We start from the raw sequence: 18,811 nt of genomic DNA on the forward strand, positions 1-18,811 counted from the left end.
TTCACGCTCGAAGCCACTGCCGCACACCCAAAGCCCGCCGCGCTCCAGTCAGCCTGCGCCGGTAGCCTGCTGACCGTGGCCCTCTACCGCAAGTACCGACCGGCAACCTTCGCCGAGGTGGTGGGGCAGGAGCATGTCACCGAGCCGCTGTCGATCGCCCTGGAGGCCGGCCGGATCAACCACGCCTACCTGTTCTCCGGCCCCCGGGGCTGCGGGAAGACGTCGTCAGCGCGCATCCTGGCCCGGTCGCTGAACTGCGCGCAGGGCCCGACGGCCAACCCGTGCGGGGTCTGCGAGTCCTGCACGGCGCTGGCCCCGAACGCGCCCGGCAGCATCGACGTGGTGGAGCTGGACGCCGCCAGCCATGGCGGCGTGGACGACACCCGCGAGCTGCGGGACCGGGCGTTCTACGCGCCGGCGCAGTCGCGCTATCGGGTGTTCATCATCGACGAGGCGCACATGGTGACCACCGCGGGTTTCAACGCCTTGCTCAAGATCGTGGAGGAACCGCCCGAACACCTGATCTTCATCTTCGCCACCACCGAGCCGGAGAAGGTGTTGCCGACGATCCGGTCGCGCACCCACCACTACCCGTTCCGGCTGCTGCCGCCCAAGACCATGCGGGCGTTGATCGGGCGGATCTGCGAGCAGGAAGGCGTCGTCGTCGACGACGCGGTGTACCCGCTGGTGATCCGCGCCGGGGGTGGCTCGCCGCGCGACACGCTCTCGGTGCTCGATCAGCTGGTCGCGGGCGCCGAGGGTGCCCACGTCACCTACCAACGGGCGCTCGGGTTGCTGGGGGCCACCGACGTCGCGCTGATCGACGACGCGGTGGACGCCCTGGCCGCGTCGGACGCCGAGGCGCTGTTCGGTGCGGTGGAATCGGTGATCGATGCGGGCCACGACCCGCGGCGCTTCGCTACCGACCTGCTGGAGCGGTTCCGCGACCTCCTCGTGCTGCAGGCCGTTCCGGACGCCGTCAGCCGCGGGGTGGTGGACGCCCCCGAGGACGTGCTCGACCGGATGCGGGACCAGGCGACCCGCCTCGGGGCGGCCACCCTGACCCGCTACGCCGAGGTCGTGCAGGCCGGGTTGGGCGAGATGCGGGGTGCGACGGCCCCACGGCTGCTGCTCGAGGTCGTCTGCGCGCGGCTGCTGCTGCCCTCGGCCAGCGACACCGAGTCGGCGCTGTTGCAGCGCGTCGAGCGGATCGAGACCCGGCTGGACATGTCCATTCCCGCCTCCGAGGCCGCGGCCGCGCACCCGCCGCCGCCGGTTGTCGCCGCGCCCGTGCGGCCCCGCAGGGAGGCCACCCCGCCCCGGGAGTCCACCCCGCCACCGGAGGCCACCCCGGCCCGGCCGTCTGCTTTCGTCCGGCCGTCCGCTTCCGTCAGGGAGGCCGCTCCGGTCAAGGAGGCCGCTCCCGCCGAGGAGGCCGCGCCGCCCAGCGAGGCAGCCCCACCCGTCGCCAAGCCCGAGCCGGTCCCGGCGCCGGCACCCGAACCGGTGGGCGCGCCCGGTGAACTCAACGCCGCCGCGGTGCGAACCATGTGGCCGACGGTGCGCGACAAGGTGCGCCAGCGCAGCCGCACCACCGAGGTGATGCTGGCGGGCGCCACCGTCCGGGCAATCGAGGAAAACACCTTGGTGCTGACCCATTCCTCGGCCCCGCTGGCCAAACGGCTGTGCGAACAGCGCAACGCCGACGTCATCGCCGAAGCGCTTAAGGACGCGCTCGGCGTCAACTGGCGGGTGCGCTGCGAGGTGGGCACCGCGGCGCCGGTCGAGTCGGCCCCGGCGGCGCCGAGGGCCGCCGAGCCCGCTCCTGACGTGGCCGAGCGGGACGAAGAGGAACACATGCTCGCCGAGGCCGGCCGCGCCGAGCCGTCGGAGCCGCGCCGCGACCCCGAGGAGGTCGCGCTCGAGCTGCTGCAGAACGAGCTCGGCGCCCGCCGGATCGATAACGCCTGAGCGTGTGCCCTAGGGCGTCCACCAGGGCCGCAGCGGCAGGTCGTCGTCTCCGCGCGTGTCGACGTTGGCCGCCAGCACGTGGTGCAGCTGCAGATTGTTCTGTTCGAAGGCCACCCGCGAGGCTGCCATGTACAGGCCCCACACCTTCGCGGTGGCCATGCCGACCTCGTCGACGGCCTCGTCCCAGTGCGCGACCAGGTTGCGGCACCAGTCCCGCAGGGTCATCGCGTAGTGGTGCCGGAAGTTCTCCTCGTGCAGCACCTCGAAGCCGACGTCCTGGACGTCGGTGATGATCCGGCCCGACCCGGTGAGCTCGCCGTCCGGGAAGACGTACCGGTCGGTGAAGCCGCCCGCGAAGGACGTCGACTTGTTGTCGTGGCGGGTGATGCAGTGGTTGAGCAGCAGGCCGCCGGTGCGCAGCTTCGACTTCAGGAACCCGAAGTAGGCCGGGTAGTTCTTGACGCCGATGTGCTCGGTCAGCCCGATCGAGGACACGGCGTCGAATCCGCCCTCGGCGATGTCGCGGTAATCGGAATGGCGGACTTCGGCGAGGTCTGCGAGTCCCTCCTCCTCGATCGCCCGCTGCGCCCATTTCGCCTGCTCACCGGACAGGGTCGCGCCGATCACCCGGACGCCGCGACGCGCGGCGAAGCGGACCATGCCGCCCCACCCGCAACCGACGTCGAGCAGCCGGTCGCCCGGCTGCAGCCGCAGTTTCTCGAAGACCAGCCGGTATTTGTTGTCCTGGGCCTCTTCCAGCGTCGCGTCGGCGTCGGGGTAGACCGCGCACGTGTACGTCATCGACGGGCCGAGCACCCACTCGTAGAAGGTGTTGGAGACGTCGTAGTGGTGGTGGATGGCCTCGGCGTCGCGGGTCTTGGTGTGCATCAGCCCGTCGGCGATCCGCCGCCACCGGGGTGGCGTCTCCTGCGGCGGCGGGGCGACCGGCACCAGCCGCTCCAGCCCCATCGAGCGCACCACGTTGGCGAGCACGCGCGCCGGCGGCCGCTTGAATTGCACGCGGTCGGTCAGCGTCTTGAGCAGCTGATAGGGATCACCGGCGTGCACGCCGTACAGGTCCAGGTCGCCCGCGACATAGGCGCGGGCCAGGCCGAGTTCGCCGGGAGCGGTGGCCAGATAGGTGGCGCCGCGCGGGGTCCGCAGGTCCAGGCCCAGTTCGGCGTCCGCGCTGCCAGCGGTGCTGCCGTCGTAGGCGGTGAACTTCAGGGGATGGCGCCCGGTGGCGGCGAAGATCTCCAGGATCTCCGCCATGCTGAGCTTTCCGGTGGTGCGGTGGGGTTCTTTGATCGTCGTCATCGCCGTTGTACCGCCTTTGCGTAGAGGTCGAGGAGACGGGAATCGGGATCGTAGGTTTTCTTCACCGTGTTGTAGGCCTCGCCGCCGTACAACTCGTCGAATTCCTCGCGGGCGTAGTACGAATCGGAATATAGCGACTTGTGCCCGTCGAGTTCGCTCACCTTCGCCTCGATCGTCCGGTTGGTTCCACCTTCCGTGGTGCCCGCCGGCACCGACGACCAAAAGCCGACATTGACGTATGTGTGGTCGGGCCGCATCGGATACAGCGGCCAGCCCTCGTGGTCCCGCAACCGCAGCGGGCACAGCCAGATCGGGGTGATGGGCACGTTGCCCAGGAACCACTCCAAGAATTCGCAGGTCCGCTCGACCGGCACCTCCACGTCTTGGACCACCCGCTCCCGCGGGGGGCGGCCCTTGCGTTTCTCGATCCGGTCGGCGATACCGAAACGCTGGTCGATCGCGATCAGTTTCGAGTAGACGCTGCTGCGCCGGTAACGGCGCGGCCACCAGCGCCGCAACCGGGGGTTCTGCACTCCGAACGCCCGCGAACACCAGAACCAGTCGGTGTCCCAGCGCCAGAAATAATCGTGCATCGTCAGCCGGTCGTCCTTGGTGGCCTCTACCCCGGGGGACTCGTGCCGGATCGACTGGTAGTAGATGTTTTTCCCGGTGTAATCGCTGACCGGTCCGGGGGTGGTGGATCGCCGTCCGACACACAGGTAGCTCTCGTCCGCGCTGAACACCACGCCGTCGAGGTAGTCGACGGGTGTTCCCCCCTGGCCGCCGGTGTCGATGATGCGTTCCATGGCCGCGACCAGCGCGGGCAACGAGCGGAAGCGGATATGCCGCAACGCCACAAACGGTGCGACCGGCTCCAGCTCGATCCGTAACCGGGTCGAATACCCAAGCGTCCCATAGGAATTCGGGAAGGCGCGGAACAGGTCGGCGTGCTGGTTGCGAGATGCGGTCAGCAATTCGCCGGCGCCGGTGAGAATGTCCATCTCGAGCACCGACTCGTGCGGCAGGCCATTGCGAAACGATGCGGACTCGATGCCCAAGCCGCTGACCGCCCCGCCCAGCGTGATGGTCTTCAGCTGCGGGACGACCAGTGGCGAAAGACCAAAAGGCAAAGTCGCGGCGACCAGATCCTCATAGGTGCACATGCCGGCGACGTCGGCGGTGCGGGATTCGGGATCGACACTCAGCACACCGGTCAGCCCCGAGGTGTCCAAGCCGGGGGCGTCGCGTTTAGTCCGGGCGCGGAACAGATTTGACGTTGGCTTGGCGAGCCGGACGACGGACGTCGCCGGGATGGATCGATAACTCGCCATCAACCGGTCGACGCCCGACTTGTGCGCCGAGAGTGCAGATCCAGGGGCAGGCACCACATATACCCTAGTCTTCGACCACTGCCCGTGCACCCGAGCGCGGGCGGGCATAGCTTCAGGAGTTGTTTTGGGACAGGTGAGTGCTGCCAGCACGATTTTGGTCAATGTGGAGCCGGCCGCCACCTTGGCGGCCGTCGCGGATTACGAGACGGTGCGTCCGAAAATTCTTTCCCCGCAGTACAGCGAGTACCAGGTGTTGCAGGGCGGTCAGGGGGCGGGCACGGTCGCCAAATGGAAGTTGCAGGCCACCAAGTCACGCGTCCGCGACGTCCAGGTCAACGTCGACGTCGCCGGCCACTCGGTCATCGAGAAGGACGCGAACTCGTCGATGATCATCAACTGGACGGTTGCCCCCGCGGGACCCGGCTCGAGCGTCACCGTGAAGACCACCTGGACCGGCGCGGGCGGCGTCAAGGGATTCTTCGAAAAGACTTTTGCACCACTGGGATTGAAAAGAATTCAGGGCGAAGTTCTGGCCAACCTCAAGCGGGAACTGGAGAGCTAGCCGCGACTGGCGACCACCACCGTCGGGCCCAGCGCCCGGGTGCGGAACTCGACGTTGATCGCCGGATCCGCATGCTTGGCGAGCGCCGTCAAGGCCGACGGGCTATAGGCCCGTAACGAGCTGATGACGCCGTCGTGTGCCAACGGGATCAGCTTGGTGAACGGGAGCACCGCCGCCAACACCACCACGTGAAGCGGCGCCGGGGGCCTGCGGAGGTCGATGATCACCAGCTTCTTCGCTGCGCGGGTCCCCTCAGCGAACACCCGGGCGGCCTGCTCGGGGGGCAGGTGGTGCAGCGACAACGCGAACAGCGCCAGGTCGTAATGGCCGTCCGGGGCATCGATCGCGGTGGCGTCCATCTGCCGCACCGTGGCGCGCGGCTGGTCCCCCAGGTCACTGGCGGCCATCTCGGCGACGAATGCGGGATCGACGTCGGTGACCGTGACATGCGTCGTGGGGTGATTGGCCAGCAGCCTGCGCGACAGACCGCCGAACCCGGCCCCGAGTTCGAGGATCGTCGGGGCGGGCACGTCCGCCACCTCCGCCAGCGCCACCCGGGCTAAGCCCTCGTGCGCGCGGGACCGCCGCCGCTCGGCACGGTCGAGCGCGGAAATCACCCTGCGCTTGAGATCGTCGACGTCGTCGCGGTCGAGGTATTCGAGCCGGTCGGTCTGCAACCTCCGGTCCAGCCAGGAAGCCTCCGGCCCGCCGCGGGGCATGCTCGCAATGTCAACCGAATCGACCGCTTGCCGTTTCTTCACCGGGACCGCCTCACGTTCTCCAGAGCAAATTTGAGGTGCTCGCCGTAGATGTTGAGCGACGGGGTGGTCAACATGTCGTAGTGCGAGCAATCGATCGAGTATGCCGTGAAGGCGCCGGCTGTATGGGATTTCCATTTCTTCAGCCGGGACCGGGCCGCCAGTTGGGTTCCCAACTTATGCATTTGCGCCAATAGCGTTGGGTCGCTGCCGTTTCGGTGCCCGTTGCGGGCAGCGGAGAACACGACCATGTCACCGTCGAACTTCTCGGGCACGTGCTCGGCCAGGAACGAGTGGCTGGCGTTGGCGCTTTTGACCATGAACTCCAACAGCTCTTTCGGCGGCAGGATGGAGCTGCCCAGCTTCCGGCGAATCAACTCTTCGGCCTGCTGATAGGTAAGCGGACCCGTCCCGGGGTCGATGCCGTTGGCCCGCAGAATGCGCTCCAAAATCTGACCCTCGGCCGATGCGCGAATCCTGTTGGTACCAAACCTGGTTACGCCCTTGGCCGCTGAGTACGGGGCGTCCAGCAAGACCAGGCTTTGGACCACGCACCCGCGTCGCCGCAACTCGATGGCGAGTTCGTGGGCGACGACGCCGCCGAACGACCAGCCCAGCAGCTTGTAGGGCCCGTCGGGATACAGCGTTTGCAGGGTGTCCGCGTATCTGGCCGCCATGGCCCGGATTGATTCGGCTTCGCCTTCGCCGTTTTGTGGCACCCGGTTGATACCGATGATCGGGCCATCCAGGTATTCGCCGAGCGCTCGATAGGGCCAGCTGAGTCCGAATCCGTCGTGGATACACCACAGCGGGACGCCGTTGCCTTCCTTGAGGGTCTCGACCGGCACCAACTCCTCGGCGCTGGCGGGCGTGCCCAGCTGATGACTCAGGCGCCGGACGGATGGCGCGTGGAACAAGGTGCGCACAGCAAGGCCCGCATCCAGGGCCGCGTTGATCGCGGCGGTCGCCCGCATCGCCGAAATGCTGTCCCCGCCGAGGTCGAAGAACGAATCGTCGACCCCGACGCGCTCCACACCCAGCACCTGCGCGTAGATGTCGGCCAGGGTCTTCTCAACCGAATTCGCCGGTGCGCGGTACCGGTCACCGTCGGCGTACCGGGGGGCCGGCAGCGCGCGGACGTTCAGCTTGCCGTTGACGGTCAGGGGCATCGCCTGGAGCGCCACCACCGAGGACGGCACCATGTGGGCGGGTAGCCGTTCGGCCAGCGCCGCGCGTACGGCGACCGGGTCGGCGGTGCCGGTGATGTAACCGACCAGGCGCTTGTCGCCGGGGCGGTCCTCGCGGGCGATCACCGCAGCATGTTCGACGCCCTCGAGTTCGGTTAGGGCGCTCTGGATTTCGCCCAGCTCGACCCGGTAGCCGCGGATCTTGACCTGATCATCGGTGCGCCCGAGATACTCGAGTTGCCCGTCGGCGCGCCAGCGCACCCGATCCCCGGTGCGATACATCCGCGTTCCGGGCGGCCCGAACGGGCACGCCACAAACCGCGAAGCGGACAGCCCGGGGCGGCGCCAATAGCCGACTCCGACACCGTGTCCAGCGACGTAGAGTTCGCCGACGACACCTACCGACACCGGCCGCAACCAGCCGTCGAGCACGACGAGGGCGGCACCGGCTACCGGCGTACCGATCGGCACGCCATCGGAACCCGTTGTGAGCGGCGCGCTCAACGTCACCCACATCGTCGTCTCGGTCGGGCCGTATTCGTTGATCATCACCCGGCCGGGCGCCCAGCGGTCCACCACGTCGGGCGGGCAGGGCTCGCCGCCGACCAGCACCGCCACCGACTCCAGTCCTTCGGGCGCAAGCATGTTGACCGCGGTCGGCGTTTGGCACAGCACCGTGACCTCTTCGGCGATGATCAGGTCGTGGAAGTCGGCCGGGGACGCGGCCACCGGCTCCGGCACCACGACCAGTCGCGCGCCGTTGAGCAGGGCGCCGAAGATTTCCCAGCCCGAGATGTCGAAACTGTAGGAGTGCCACTGCGTCCATACCTGTTGCGGCGACGCCAGGTTGGGATCGAGGGACCGGACGAGTTGGGTCACGTTGTGGTGGGTGATCGACACGCCCTTGGGGACGCCGGTGGTTCCTGAGGTGTAGATGATGTAGGCCAGGTCATCGGGGTCCGGCGGCGGCAACGCCGTTGCCGGGTAGGTCTTGACGCGGGGGTCGTCGACGTCGATGACGGGCAGTGCGGACCCGTCCAACCGGTCGGCCAGCCCCCCGGTCGCTATCGCGGCGATCGGCGCGGCATCGGCGATCATGAACTCGATGCGGTCCCGCGGCAGCGCCGGGTCGATCGGCAGATAGGCTGCACCGGCCTTCAGTACCGCGAGGATGCCGATGATCGCGTCAGCTGTGCGGGCGGACAGCAGCGCCACGCACCGTCCGGGCCCCGCGCCCTGTTCGCTCAACAGGTGCGCCAAGCGGTTCGCGGACGCGTCGATTTCGCGGTAGGTCATCGAGCGACCGGCACAGGTGACCGCCACGGCGTCGGGGGTCCGCGCGACCTGAGCGGCGAAGGACGCCGGAATCGAGACGGGTGTGGCCGGCCGGTCCAACGATGCCAGGTTGCCCCAGGCCGCGAGGCGGGCACGTTCGGGCTCGCCGAGTAGATCGAGGGCGGACAACCGGGCGGTGGGGTCGGCGGTCATGGCCTTCAGCACGCGCTCCAACTGCGTGATGAGTGTGTCGATGGCGCCGGTGTCGAAGATGCCGGTGTCGTATTCGACGCGCACGCCGAGTTGTTCGCCCGTGCGGGCTTCCAGTGTCAGCGGATAGTGGGTGGATTCGTGAGTGGTCATGTCGGTGACCGCGAACTCATGGGCACCCGCCATCGCAGTCGTGTCGACGGGATAGTTCTCGTAGACGAAAAGGGTGTCGAACAACTGGTCGTGACCGGTGATGTGGTGGATTGCCGTGAGCGCCAGGTGCTGGTGGTCCAGCGTTCGGTTGTGGGCCTGTTGGAGTTGGTTCAGCAGCTCGGTGGTGTTGGTGGCCGCTCCGATGGTGGCGCGCACCGGCACCGTGTTGATCAGCAGTCCCACAAGCGATTCCGCGCCGGGCAGGTCGGTGGGACGTCCGGAGACCGCGGCCCCGAAGACGACGTCGTGCTGGCCGGTCAGCCACATCAGCAGTTGCGCCCAGCCGGCCTGCAAAACCGTGTTGATGGTGGTGTGATGCGAGCGCGCCAGTTCGGTCAGCGCGCGAGTCGTCCGCTCGGAGAACCGATACGAGGCCTCGCCTCGGCGCCCGGGACCCGCCCGGTTCGCGGAACCGACAAGGGTGGGGGTGTCGAACCCGGCGAGCACCTCGCGCCACGCGGTGTGGGCGGCCTCCAGGTCGCGATCGGCCAGCCAGGTGACGAATCGGCGGTACGAGGTGGACGCCGGGAGCCGCTGGCCGTAGTACGCGGCGAACATTTCCTGCAGCAGGATCGACGTCGACCAGCCGTCGAGGACGATGTGGTGGTTGGTGACCACGATCCGGTGCCGGTCCGGTGCCGTGCGGACGAGGGCCACCCGGAAAGCCGGCGGATTCGCGAGGTCGCAGACGGCGACGCGTTCGGCCGCGCAGAGTTGCCGGATCCGTGCGTCGGCGTCCTCGGTGTCGCCCAGTTCGACGTACTGCCATGCCGGGGCGGGATCGACGGGGATGAGCTGGACCGGTTCGTCTTGGGCGCAGAATCGGGCCGCGAGGTTGGGGTGGCGGTCGACCACCGTTTGCACCGCTGCACGCATCCGGTCTGGGTCCAGCGGCCCGTCCACGCTGAAATCCAGTTGAACGGAATAGAGTTCGGCCAGGTCGTCGAAACCCTGCGTGGTGCTGGCATGGAACAGCAGGCCCTGCTGCAGCGGGGTGAGCGGCAGAATGTCGGCGATCGAATATTGCCGTTGCAGGGTGTCGATCTGCTGTTGAGTGAGCCGCGCGGGTGCGATGTCGGAGGGGGTCAGCCCGCCGCCGCCCCGCGCAACGTGGGCGCCGATGCCGGCCAGGGCCTCGAACCACAACCGGTTGAGTCGGCTGACGCCGGCGTGGTCCAGCGCCGAGGGCGCCCAGGTCCAGGTGGCGTTCAGCTGAGGGCCGGAGTCGGTTTCGACGGCGACGGCGCTGAGCTCCACGGTGTGCATCAACGGCATGCTCACCGCGGACGCGGCCGCGGTGAACGCCGAGCCGTCCGCACTGACCAGCCAAAGATCGTTGGACGCTTCGGGGTCGGCGCCGTGCGCGCCGCCAAGGCGTCCGAGGTAATTGAATCCGATCGTGGGTTCGGGCCCCGTGAGCGTGGTGTTGAGGTAGCGCAGCAGTCCGTAGGTCAGCGGATCGGGAAGCGCGCGAACTTGTTCCTTGGCGCGCTTGATGATTGGGCCGAGGCCGGCATCACCGCCCGTCACGAGCGGCCACGCCAGCGCACCTGTGCTCAGCGCCACGGGGTATTTGGTGGTGAACCATCCCACGGTGCGGGACAGGTCGACGTCGGCGGCCAGTTCTTCGTCGCGGCCGTGGCCTTCGACGTCGAGAGCGATAGTCGCGTCCCCGGCGCCCAGGAATTCGGCGCAGGCCAACGCGAACGCGATCAGCAGGATGTCCTGGACTCCCGCGTGGAACGCCGCGGGCGCGTCGTTCATCAGCAACCGGGCGGTCTCACCGTCGAGCGAGGCGGTCAGGTGCTCGGCGGTGGCATAGGTGTCTGGCGTCTCCGGTAGTGCCGGCGGCGTCGCCAATATCTGTTGCCAGGCCTCGCTCTGCGCCGATACCGCTGGGTCGCCGGCATGTTGGGCGAGGAGTGCGGCCCACCGTTGGAATGACGTCCCGCCCGGGGGCAGAGATATGGGGTGCCCGCTGTGGTGCTGGGCCCAAGCGATGTTGAGGTCTTCGAGCAGGATCCGCCATGACACCGCGTCGACGGCCAGATGGTGGATGATCAATGCGAGCTGTCCGCCGGTGCTCGCCCAGACGGCGCTGAGCATGACCCCGGCGGCCGGATCGAGCCGCGACCGGGCGGCGACGATCGTCTCGTCGGTGAGGGCGTCGACGGTGTGCAGTAGTGCCGCGGCACGCGTCGATTCCGGTTCGGGCACAGTCAGTTTCCAGCCGTCGGGGCCGTCCTCGACGCGCAGCCGCAGCATGGCGTGCCGGTCCAGCAGCGCCTGAAGCACGACCGTGACGTCGGCCAGGTCCACCCCCTCGGGGGCCTGCAGCACCATGGTCTGGTTGAACTGGTCGACGGGGCCGTCGACGTTGCTCAGCCAGCGGATGATCGGGGTCACCGCCACGTCACCGATGCCCTCGTCGACGGGTCCTATTGCGGCCACCCCGACGACCCGGGCCAGCCCGGCCACCGTCTGCTCGACGAAAATGTCGCGGGGCCGGCAGCTGAGGCCGGCCGCGCGGGCTCGCGACACCACCTGCATCGACAAGATGCTGTCCCCGCCCAGGTCGAAGAACGACTCGTCGACTCCAACCCGGTCCAGCCCGAGTACTTGGGCGTAGATCCCGGCCAGGGTTTCTTCGGTCGGGGTCTGCGGGGCGCGGAAGGGCGTGTCGGCAAAGACCGGCGCCGGCAGCGCCTTTCGGTCGATTTTGCCGGACGAGGTCATCGGGAACTCGTCGAGCACCATGATCTGCGTCGGCAACATGTAGTCGGGCAACCGGGCGCTCAGCCGGCGACGTACCGCGCTGATCCGGGTGTTGTTGCGGGGGTCGTTCGCCGTGTCGTGTCGGCCGTCCGGTTCCGCCAGGTACACGTCGCCGACCAGCGAAATACCGTCCGCGTCACTGGCATTCGTGAAGATGGCATCGAGCGTGCCCGGTTGAGCGCCCCACGTGACCGCGACGCGATAACCGATGGCCTCGCCGAGGCGGTGCAATTCCTCGGGTGTCGCGCCGCCGGTCGACTCCGCGCCGGAAGCCCGGGCGAGCGCGTCCGCCGCGGAGAGCCCCGCGGCCAGGGCCTGTTCGATTTGGACGTCGGTGACCAATCCCGGTCGCGGGATGTCCGATATCCGGATGTCGGCGGGACGTTGCGAGGCCAATCGATCGTGCAGCCCGTCCAAGCCCGCGCAATCCGTCCATGTCCAGGCGGGGGCGGCGCCCAGTGAGCGCACCGATGTAGGCGCCTTGTGCACGACGACGTCGTAGCGATACCGGGTGAGTTCGTTGTCGGCCGTTCCGCGCTTGACTTGGATGTCGAGTCCCGACACCGACGGACGGTCGGCCGCCCACGCGGTGAAAAACTCCGGGGAGAGCAGAAGTTCGGCTTCACCGACCACGGCGCGCTGGATACGGTGACGAAGTTCGGCGGTGTCGGCGGTGTCGCTGCGCGCGAGCGTGACCGCGGTCTGGAACGCGCCCTGCAAGCTGTGGTTGCGGACATCGCCGATGAACAGCGATCCGCCCGGGCAAAGCAGCTCCATGACGCTGTCGATGAGGTCGGCCAGGTATCCCGCGTTGGGGAAGTACTGAACGACCGAGTTGAGGATGACCGTGTCGAAAAATCCCAGCGGCAAGCCCTCGGTCACGTGGGCGGGCCGGGTCAGCAGCTGGACACGATCACGCCACGGGAGCTCCAGCCGTTCCATCGAGCGGGCGAGGTAATCGGTTGCCGCCGCGGACATGTCGGTGGCGACGTACCGTTCGCACTGCGGGGCGACGTGTGCGAGGACCAGGCCCAGACCCACGCCGATCTCCAGCACCCGCCGTGGCTGTAAGGCCATGATCCGGTCCACCGTGGCCGAACGCCACTCCTCCATCTCCGCGAGCGGGATCGGCTCGCCCGTGAAGCTGCTGTTCCATCCCCGGAAGTCGGTGCCGAGCCCGGAGGTGCCGGCCTCGGCGGCGTACAGGTCGTCGTAGACGTGCTGCCACTGCGCGACGATCTCGTCGTCGTCGTTGTCGGCGGTGGTGGCGTGCTCGAGGGTCACGTAGGCGACGAGGTTGGCGCCGTTGCCGTTGTTGTGCACCGCGGCGGCGGCCATGGTGACGTGCGGGCAGGCCAGCAAACTGTTCTCGATTTCGCCCAGCTCGATTCGCTGTCCGCGCAGTTTGATCTGGCTGTCGGCGCGGCCCAGGTAGTCCAGTGTTCCGGCTGCGGTCCAGCGGACCAGGTCACCCGTGCGGTACAGGCGTGACCCCGGATCCCCAAATGGGTTGGCGATGAACCGTTCTGCGGTGAGCGCCGCTCGGCCGACATAGCCGTGCGCGACGGCACGTCCGCCCAGGTACAGTTCGCCGACGACGCCGATGGGCGCGGGGTTGAGCCTGGTGTCCAGCACGAGGGCGCACACGCCCGGGACGGGGTTGCCGATTCCGACCGGTTGCCCCGGCGACAGGGGCGCGCCGCAGGTGGCCCAGATGGTCGCCTCGGTGGGGCCGTACGCGTTGAACATTCGCCTGCCCGGCGCCCAGCCGGCCGCCAACTCGCTGGGGCAGGCTTCGCCGGTGGTGATGAGTGTTTCGACCGCGTCGAGCCGTGCGGGGTCGAGTGAGGACAGCACCGATGGGGTCAAGACCGCAGCGTTGACGCGATGGTGGTGCAGCAACGCCGTCAACGCCTCGCCCGCAACGGCTTCCGGCGGCACGACCACCAGCGCCGCCCTCGACCCAACCGCCAGCAACAATTCGCCGATCGATACGTCGAAGGTCGCCGCGGCCAGCATCAACAGCCGCGTGCCCGCGTCCAGCCCGAATCGCTCGCCCAGGGCGGCAATTTCCAGCAGGCCGCCGTGGCTGACCGCGACTCCCTTTGGGGTGCCGGTGGATCCGGATGTGAAGACCACATGGGCGGTGCTGTTCGCCGTCAGCGGAGCTAGGCGGTCGGCGTCGGTGATCGGGTCGGCGCTGCGCGCGGTGAGGTCCACCCGGTCGACGCGCAGCACGCGGCGGTCGCCGGCCCCGGCAACGGTGTCGGCGTCGCGGGTCACCACGCATATCGCGTTGACGGTGTCCAGCACGGTGGTGATGCGCTCGACGGGGTGCGTCGGGTCGACGGGAACGTAGGTTCCGCCGGCCTTGACGACGGCCCACCAGGTGACCACCAGTTCCAAGCACCGGTCCATCGCGACGGCCACCGCGCCCTCCGCGCCGACGCCGGCCTCTATCAGGACGCGCGCCAAGCGTGTCGACGCGACGTCAAGCTCGCGGTACGACATCGAGCGGGTGCCGTCGACCACCGCCATCGCGTCCGGGCCGGCCGCCACCGCCGCGGCGAGCAACTGCGGCGCCACTCCCACCCGGGCGTCGACCCCGGTACCGGCCCACGCCGATTGCACCAGTTCGGCTTCGCCGCAATCCATCAGCGAGATTTCACCCACGACCACCGACGGATCCGTGACCGCCGCGTCCAGCACCCTTCCGAACCGATCGACCAGGCGCTCGATGGTGGCGCGATCGAACAGATCGGTCGCGTATGTCACCGATCCGGCGGCCCGTGGCGCGGCCGGGTCGTCTGTGGGCACCTCCACCAGTTCGAAGTCGAGGTCGAAGCGCGCCGCGCGGGTAGGCACCGCCCACTGTTCGACGGCGAGGCCGTCGATCGCGAAAGCGTCCGGCCGCGCGTTGTTCTGCAGCACCATCAGCACCTGGAACAACGGATGGTGCGCGGCGGAGCGTGCGGGGTTGAGCTGCTCGACCAACCGCTCGAACGGAACGTCCTGATTGCTGTACGCGTCCAAGGCCTTATCACGCACCCGCGCAAGGACATCGGTGAACCGGCACGTCGGATCCACTTGGACCCGCAGCACCCAGGTATTGACGAAGAAGCCGACCAGATCGCTGAGCGCCCGGTCCGAGCGTCCCGCGATCGGTGTGCCCAGCACCACGTCGTCGCCCACTCCGACCCGCTGCAACAACACCGCCATGACCGCCTGCAACACCATCGAGGCCGTCGCGTTGTGCGCCGCCGCGAGCTGTTTGACCCCTGCCCACGACGTCGGCTCGATCAGCATCTCCACTTCGTCGCCGCGATAGCTGGGCTCCGGTGGCCGGACGTGGTCCGGTGGCAGTGACACGATCTCCGGCAGCCCGGCCAATTCGCTTTGCCAGTAGCGCAATTGGCGAGCGGCCACACTGTCGGGATCGGATTCGTCTCCCAGCAAGTCCTGATGCCATAGCGTGTAGTCCACGTATTGGACCGGCAGTTCGGCCCAACTCGGTGCGAGCCCCGCGGACCGGCTCGCGTAGGCGACGCCGATGTCCCTAAACATGGGGGCCAGTGACCAACCGTCAAAGGCGATGTGGTGCAGCACGATCGCGAGCACGTGCTCGGCCGGTCCGGTCGAATAGATCTGCGCGCGAATCGGGATCTCCGTCGCCAAGTCGAATCGGTGACTGGCGAGCGCGATCAACTCACCGGCGACGTCCCGCTGATCGGTCAGCGACACCACCATTGTGTCGCCGCGCCGCCACATGCCCGGCCGGGCCGCTAGAACCTGTTGCTGCGGGACGCCGTCGATGTCGGGGAACACGGTGCGCAGTGATTCGTGGCGGGCGACCAGGTCGTCGAGCGCCGTCGTCAGCGCCTCGACGTTCAGCTCCCCGGTGATCCGGAACGCGGTCGGCATGTTGTACGTCGCCACCCCGCCCTCGAACTGGTTGACGAACCACAGCCGGTTCTGCGCGAACGACAGGGGGATCCTCGCGGGACGCTCTCTGCGCACCAACGGCTTTCGCTGGCTTCCCCCGGCGAGGCGGGGTGCCAGCTCCGCGACCGTGGGCGCGTCGAACAGGGTGCGCACCGAGACGTCGGTGTCCAAATCGGCGTTGATAGCCGCGATCAGGCGCATGGCCGACAGCGAATCGCCGCCGAGGTCGAAGAAGGAGTCGTCGACGCCGACGCGCTCGAGGCCGAGGGTTTGGGCGTAGATGGTGGCCAGGATTTCTTCGATGGGGGTGGTGGGGGCGCGGTAGTGGTCGAGGTTGAGGTAGTCGGGTGCAGGTAGGGCGTGGGTGTCGAGTTTGCCGTTGACGGTGATGGGCAGGGTGTCGAGGGCGATGATGGCGGCGGGGATCATGAAGCCGGGCAGCCGGTCGGTCAGGGCGGTGCGCAGGGCGGCGGGGTCGGCGGTGCCGGTGATGTAGCCGACGAGGCGTTTGTCGCCGGGGCGGTCTTCGCGCACGATGACCGCGGCGTGTTGCACGCCGTCGAGTTGAGCGAGGGCGGACTGGATTTCGCCGAGTTCGATGCGGTAGCCGCGGATTTTGACCTGTTGGTCGGCGCGTCCGAGGTAGTCCAGTTGCCCGTCGGGGCGCCAGCGCACCAGGTCCCCGCTGCGATACATCCGGGTCCCGGGTGGCCCGAACGGGCAGGCCACGAACCGGGCGGCGCTCAACCCGGCCCGGCGTAGGTAGCCCAGCCCGACCCCGCGCCCGGCGACATAGAGTTCGCCGACCACCCCGGGCGGGACGGGACGTAGCCACGGGTCGAGGACGAACAGCGCCGCCCCGGGCACCGGCGCCCCGATCGGGACGCTGGCCGACTCTGGGGTCAGGGGGGTGCTGATGGTGGCGTACACGGTGGTTTCGGTGGGCCCGTAGCCGTTGACCATCACCCGCCCCGGCGCCCAGCGCTGCACGATCTCGGCCGGGCAGGCTTCCCCGGCGGCCATCACCGCCACCCCATCTAGCCCGTGGGGGGACAGTGCGGCCAGCGCGGAGGGGGTCTGACTCAGCACGGTGACGTGTTCGGCGATCAGCAAGGCGCGCAGCTCCTCGGGGGAGCGGGTCACCTCCTCGGGCACCACCACCAGCCGGCCGCCGTGGAGTAGGGCCCCCCAGATCTCCCACACCGAGAAGTCGAAGGCATAGGAGTGGCATTGCGCCCACACCTGGGCGGGCCCCACCTCGACACCGACATCCAGTGCGTCGAACAAGCGGGTGATGTTGTGATGGGTGACCGCCACCCCTTTGGGCACCCCGGTAGTGCCCGAGGTGTAAATCAGGTGCGCCACCACATCGGCTGGCGGGGCGGGAAGCTCGGTGGCGGGCTGGGCGTCGATGCGGGGGTCGTCGACGTCGACGACGGTGAAGGTGTGCCCGTGCAGCCGCCCGGCCAGCCCCGCGGTGCTGACCACCGCCACCGGCGCGGCGTCGGCCAGCACCAACCCGATCCGCTCATCGGGCCAGCCCGGGTCGATCGGCAGGTACGCCGCGCCGGTCTTGAGCACGGCCAGGATCGCGATGATCGCCTGCGCCGAGCGCGGCACGACCAATCCCACACACTCACCCCGGCCCGCCCCAGCACCGATCAACCAATGCGCCAACCGGTTCGAGGCCTCATCCACCTCGCGATACGTCCACGACCGCCCCCCACACCGCACCGCCACCGCCCCCGGCACACGCAACACCTGCGAGGCGAACAACGCCGGAATCGACACCGCCGCGACCGGCTCGGTCAACACCGCCCGATGACCCAACTCCCCCAACCGGGCCAGCTCACCCGCGTCGAGCACCTCAATCGAGGACAACCGCGCCCCCCGATCACCAGCCATCGCCACCAACACCCGCTGGAACCGCTTGATCAGTGCTCGAATGATTCCAGTGTCGAATACGTCGGTGTCGTACTCGACGCGCAGACCGAGCTCGGCTCCAGGTGTGGCCTGCGCGGTCAGGGGGTAGTGGTTGGATTCGCGGCTGATGAACCCGGTGATGGCCAGCCCGTCGGCACCCGCCAGCGCGGTGGTGTCGACGGGGTAGTTCTCGTAGACGAACAGGGTGTCGAACAGTTGGTCGTGACCGGCGGCGCGGTGAATCTCGTTGAGCGCCAGGTGTTGGTGGTCGAGGGTGTGGTTGTGGGCGTCGTGCAGTTGGTCGAGCAGGTCGGCGGTGGTGGTGGTTGTGGAGATCTGTGCGCGCACCGGCACGGTGTTGATCAGCAGACCGACCATCGCCTCCGCGCCCGGTATCTCGACGGGCCTTCCCGAGACGGCGGTGCCGAAGACCACGTCGCGCTGGCCGGTCAGTCCCATCAGCAGTTGGGCCCACGCCGCCTGCAGCACGGTGTTGACGGTGGTGTGGTTCGAGCGCGCCAGCTCGCTGACGGCTTGGGTGATGTGAGCGGGCAGTCGGTCCGATGCAACGGCACGCGGTCCCAATGTCAACCGTCCTGGCGGGGTGACGAGGGTGGGGGCATCGAGGCCGGCGAGTGCCTGGCCCCAGGCGGTGCGCGCGGCATCCACGTCGCGTTCGGCGAGCCAGGTGATGAACCGGCGGTAGGGTGTCGCCGCGGGCAGCTGCCGACCTTGGTAGCAGGCGAAGATCTCTTGCAGGAGGATCGGGAGCGACCAGCCATCAAGCAGGATGTGGTGGTTGGTCAGCACGATGCGGTGCTCGTTGTCGCCGGTGTGGAGTAGGGCCACCCGGAAGACAGGCTCGTCTGCGAGGTCGCAGACCGCTGCGCGTTCGGCGGCGCACAGGCTCGCTATCTGATCTTCCGCATCCGTCTCGAATTCGATGTACTGCCAGGGAACTTCGGGCTTGGTGGGGATGACTTGGATCGGCTGTTCGAATTGTCGACAGAATCTTGCCGCGAGGTGTGGATGGCGGCTGACGACCGTGTCGAGCGCGACGCGCAACCGGTGCGGGTCCAGCGGGCCGGTCACGGAAATCTGCAGCTGGAGCGCGTATACATCGTCGTCGGTGTCGCGCGTGGTGGCGTGGAAGAGCAACCCTTGCTGCATCGGGGTGAGCGGCAAGATGTCGGCGATGTCGTATTGCTCTTGCAGTTGGTCGATTTGGTGTTGGGTGAGCCGGGCGGGGGCGATGTCGGAGGGGGTCAGTCCGCCGCCGCCGCGCCGCACGTGGGTGCAGATGCCGGTCAGGGCGTCGAACCACAGCTGGCTGAGCCGGGCGATCTG

The 18,811-nt window shown here is 68.4% G+C and carries 6 protein-coding genes; 2 read left to right on the forward strand and 4 right to left on the reverse strand.

Annotated features, from left to right (window positions below; translation table 11 throughout):
* Positions 1 to 75: 75 nt before the first annotated feature.
* The gene (locus A5681_RS18745; protein ID WP_067278300.1) at positions 76 to 1,971 is read left to right on the forward strand and encodes a DNA polymerase III subunits gamma/tau; all 1,896 of its coding nucleotides are present in this window, start codon (positions 76 to 78) and stop codon (positions 1,969 to 1,971) included.
* 9 nt (positions 1,972 to 1,980) lie between these two features.
* Here A5681_RS18745 and A5681_RS18750 read toward each other — a convergent pair whose 3' ends face one another.
* Together A5681_RS18750 and A5681_RS18755 are read right to left on the reverse strand one after the other, a co-directional pair.
* Positions 1,981 to 3,288, reverse strand: a complete 1,308-nt coding sequence (locus A5681_RS18750) for a class I SAM-dependent methyltransferase (RefSeq protein ID WP_197498647.1) — start codon at positions 3,286 to 3,288, stop codon at positions 1,981 to 1,983.
* Positions 3,285 to 4,676: an FAD-binding oxidoreductase gene (locus A5681_RS18755; RefSeq protein ID WP_197498648.1), complete on the reverse strand. Its 1,392-nt coding sequence runs from the start codon at positions 4,674 to 4,676 to the stop codon at positions 3,285 to 3,287. The genes A5681_RS18750 and A5681_RS18755 overlap by 4 nt, the downstream gene beginning before the upstream one ends.
* Positions 4,677 to 4,743: 67 nt before the next feature.
* Between A5681_RS18755 and A5681_RS18760 the strand changes: the two genes are divergently transcribed.
* On the forward strand, positions 4,744 to 5,181 hold the full coding sequence (locus A5681_RS18760) for an SRPBCC family protein (protein WP_067278306.1): 438 nt from the start codon (positions 4,744 to 4,746) through the stop codon (positions 5,179 to 5,181).
* On the opposite strand, the gene A5681_RS18765 is transcribed toward A5681_RS18760, so the two are convergent.
* Both A5681_RS18765 and A5681_RS18770 read right to left on the reverse strand, forming a co-directional pair.
* Positions 5,178 to 5,900, reverse strand: coding sequence for a class I SAM-dependent methyltransferase (locus A5681_RS18765; protein WP_067278326.1), 723 nt, complete (start codon positions 5,898 to 5,900; stop codon positions 5,178 to 5,180). The two genes, A5681_RS18760 and A5681_RS18765, sit on opposite strands and share 4 nt — an antisense overlap.
* A gap of 38 nt (positions 5,901 to 5,938) precedes the next feature.
* Positions 5,939 to 18,811: amino acid adenylation domain-containing protein (locus A5681_RS18770; protein WP_419866337.1), on the reverse strand; the 12,873-nt coding region annotated here is incomplete at its 5' end.

It is taken from the genome of Mycobacterium scrofulaceum (genome assembly GCF_001667885.1).
Classification (GTDB): domain Bacteria; phylum Actinomycetota; class Actinomycetes; order Mycobacteriales; family Mycobacteriaceae; genus Mycobacterium; species Mycobacterium scrofulaceum_C.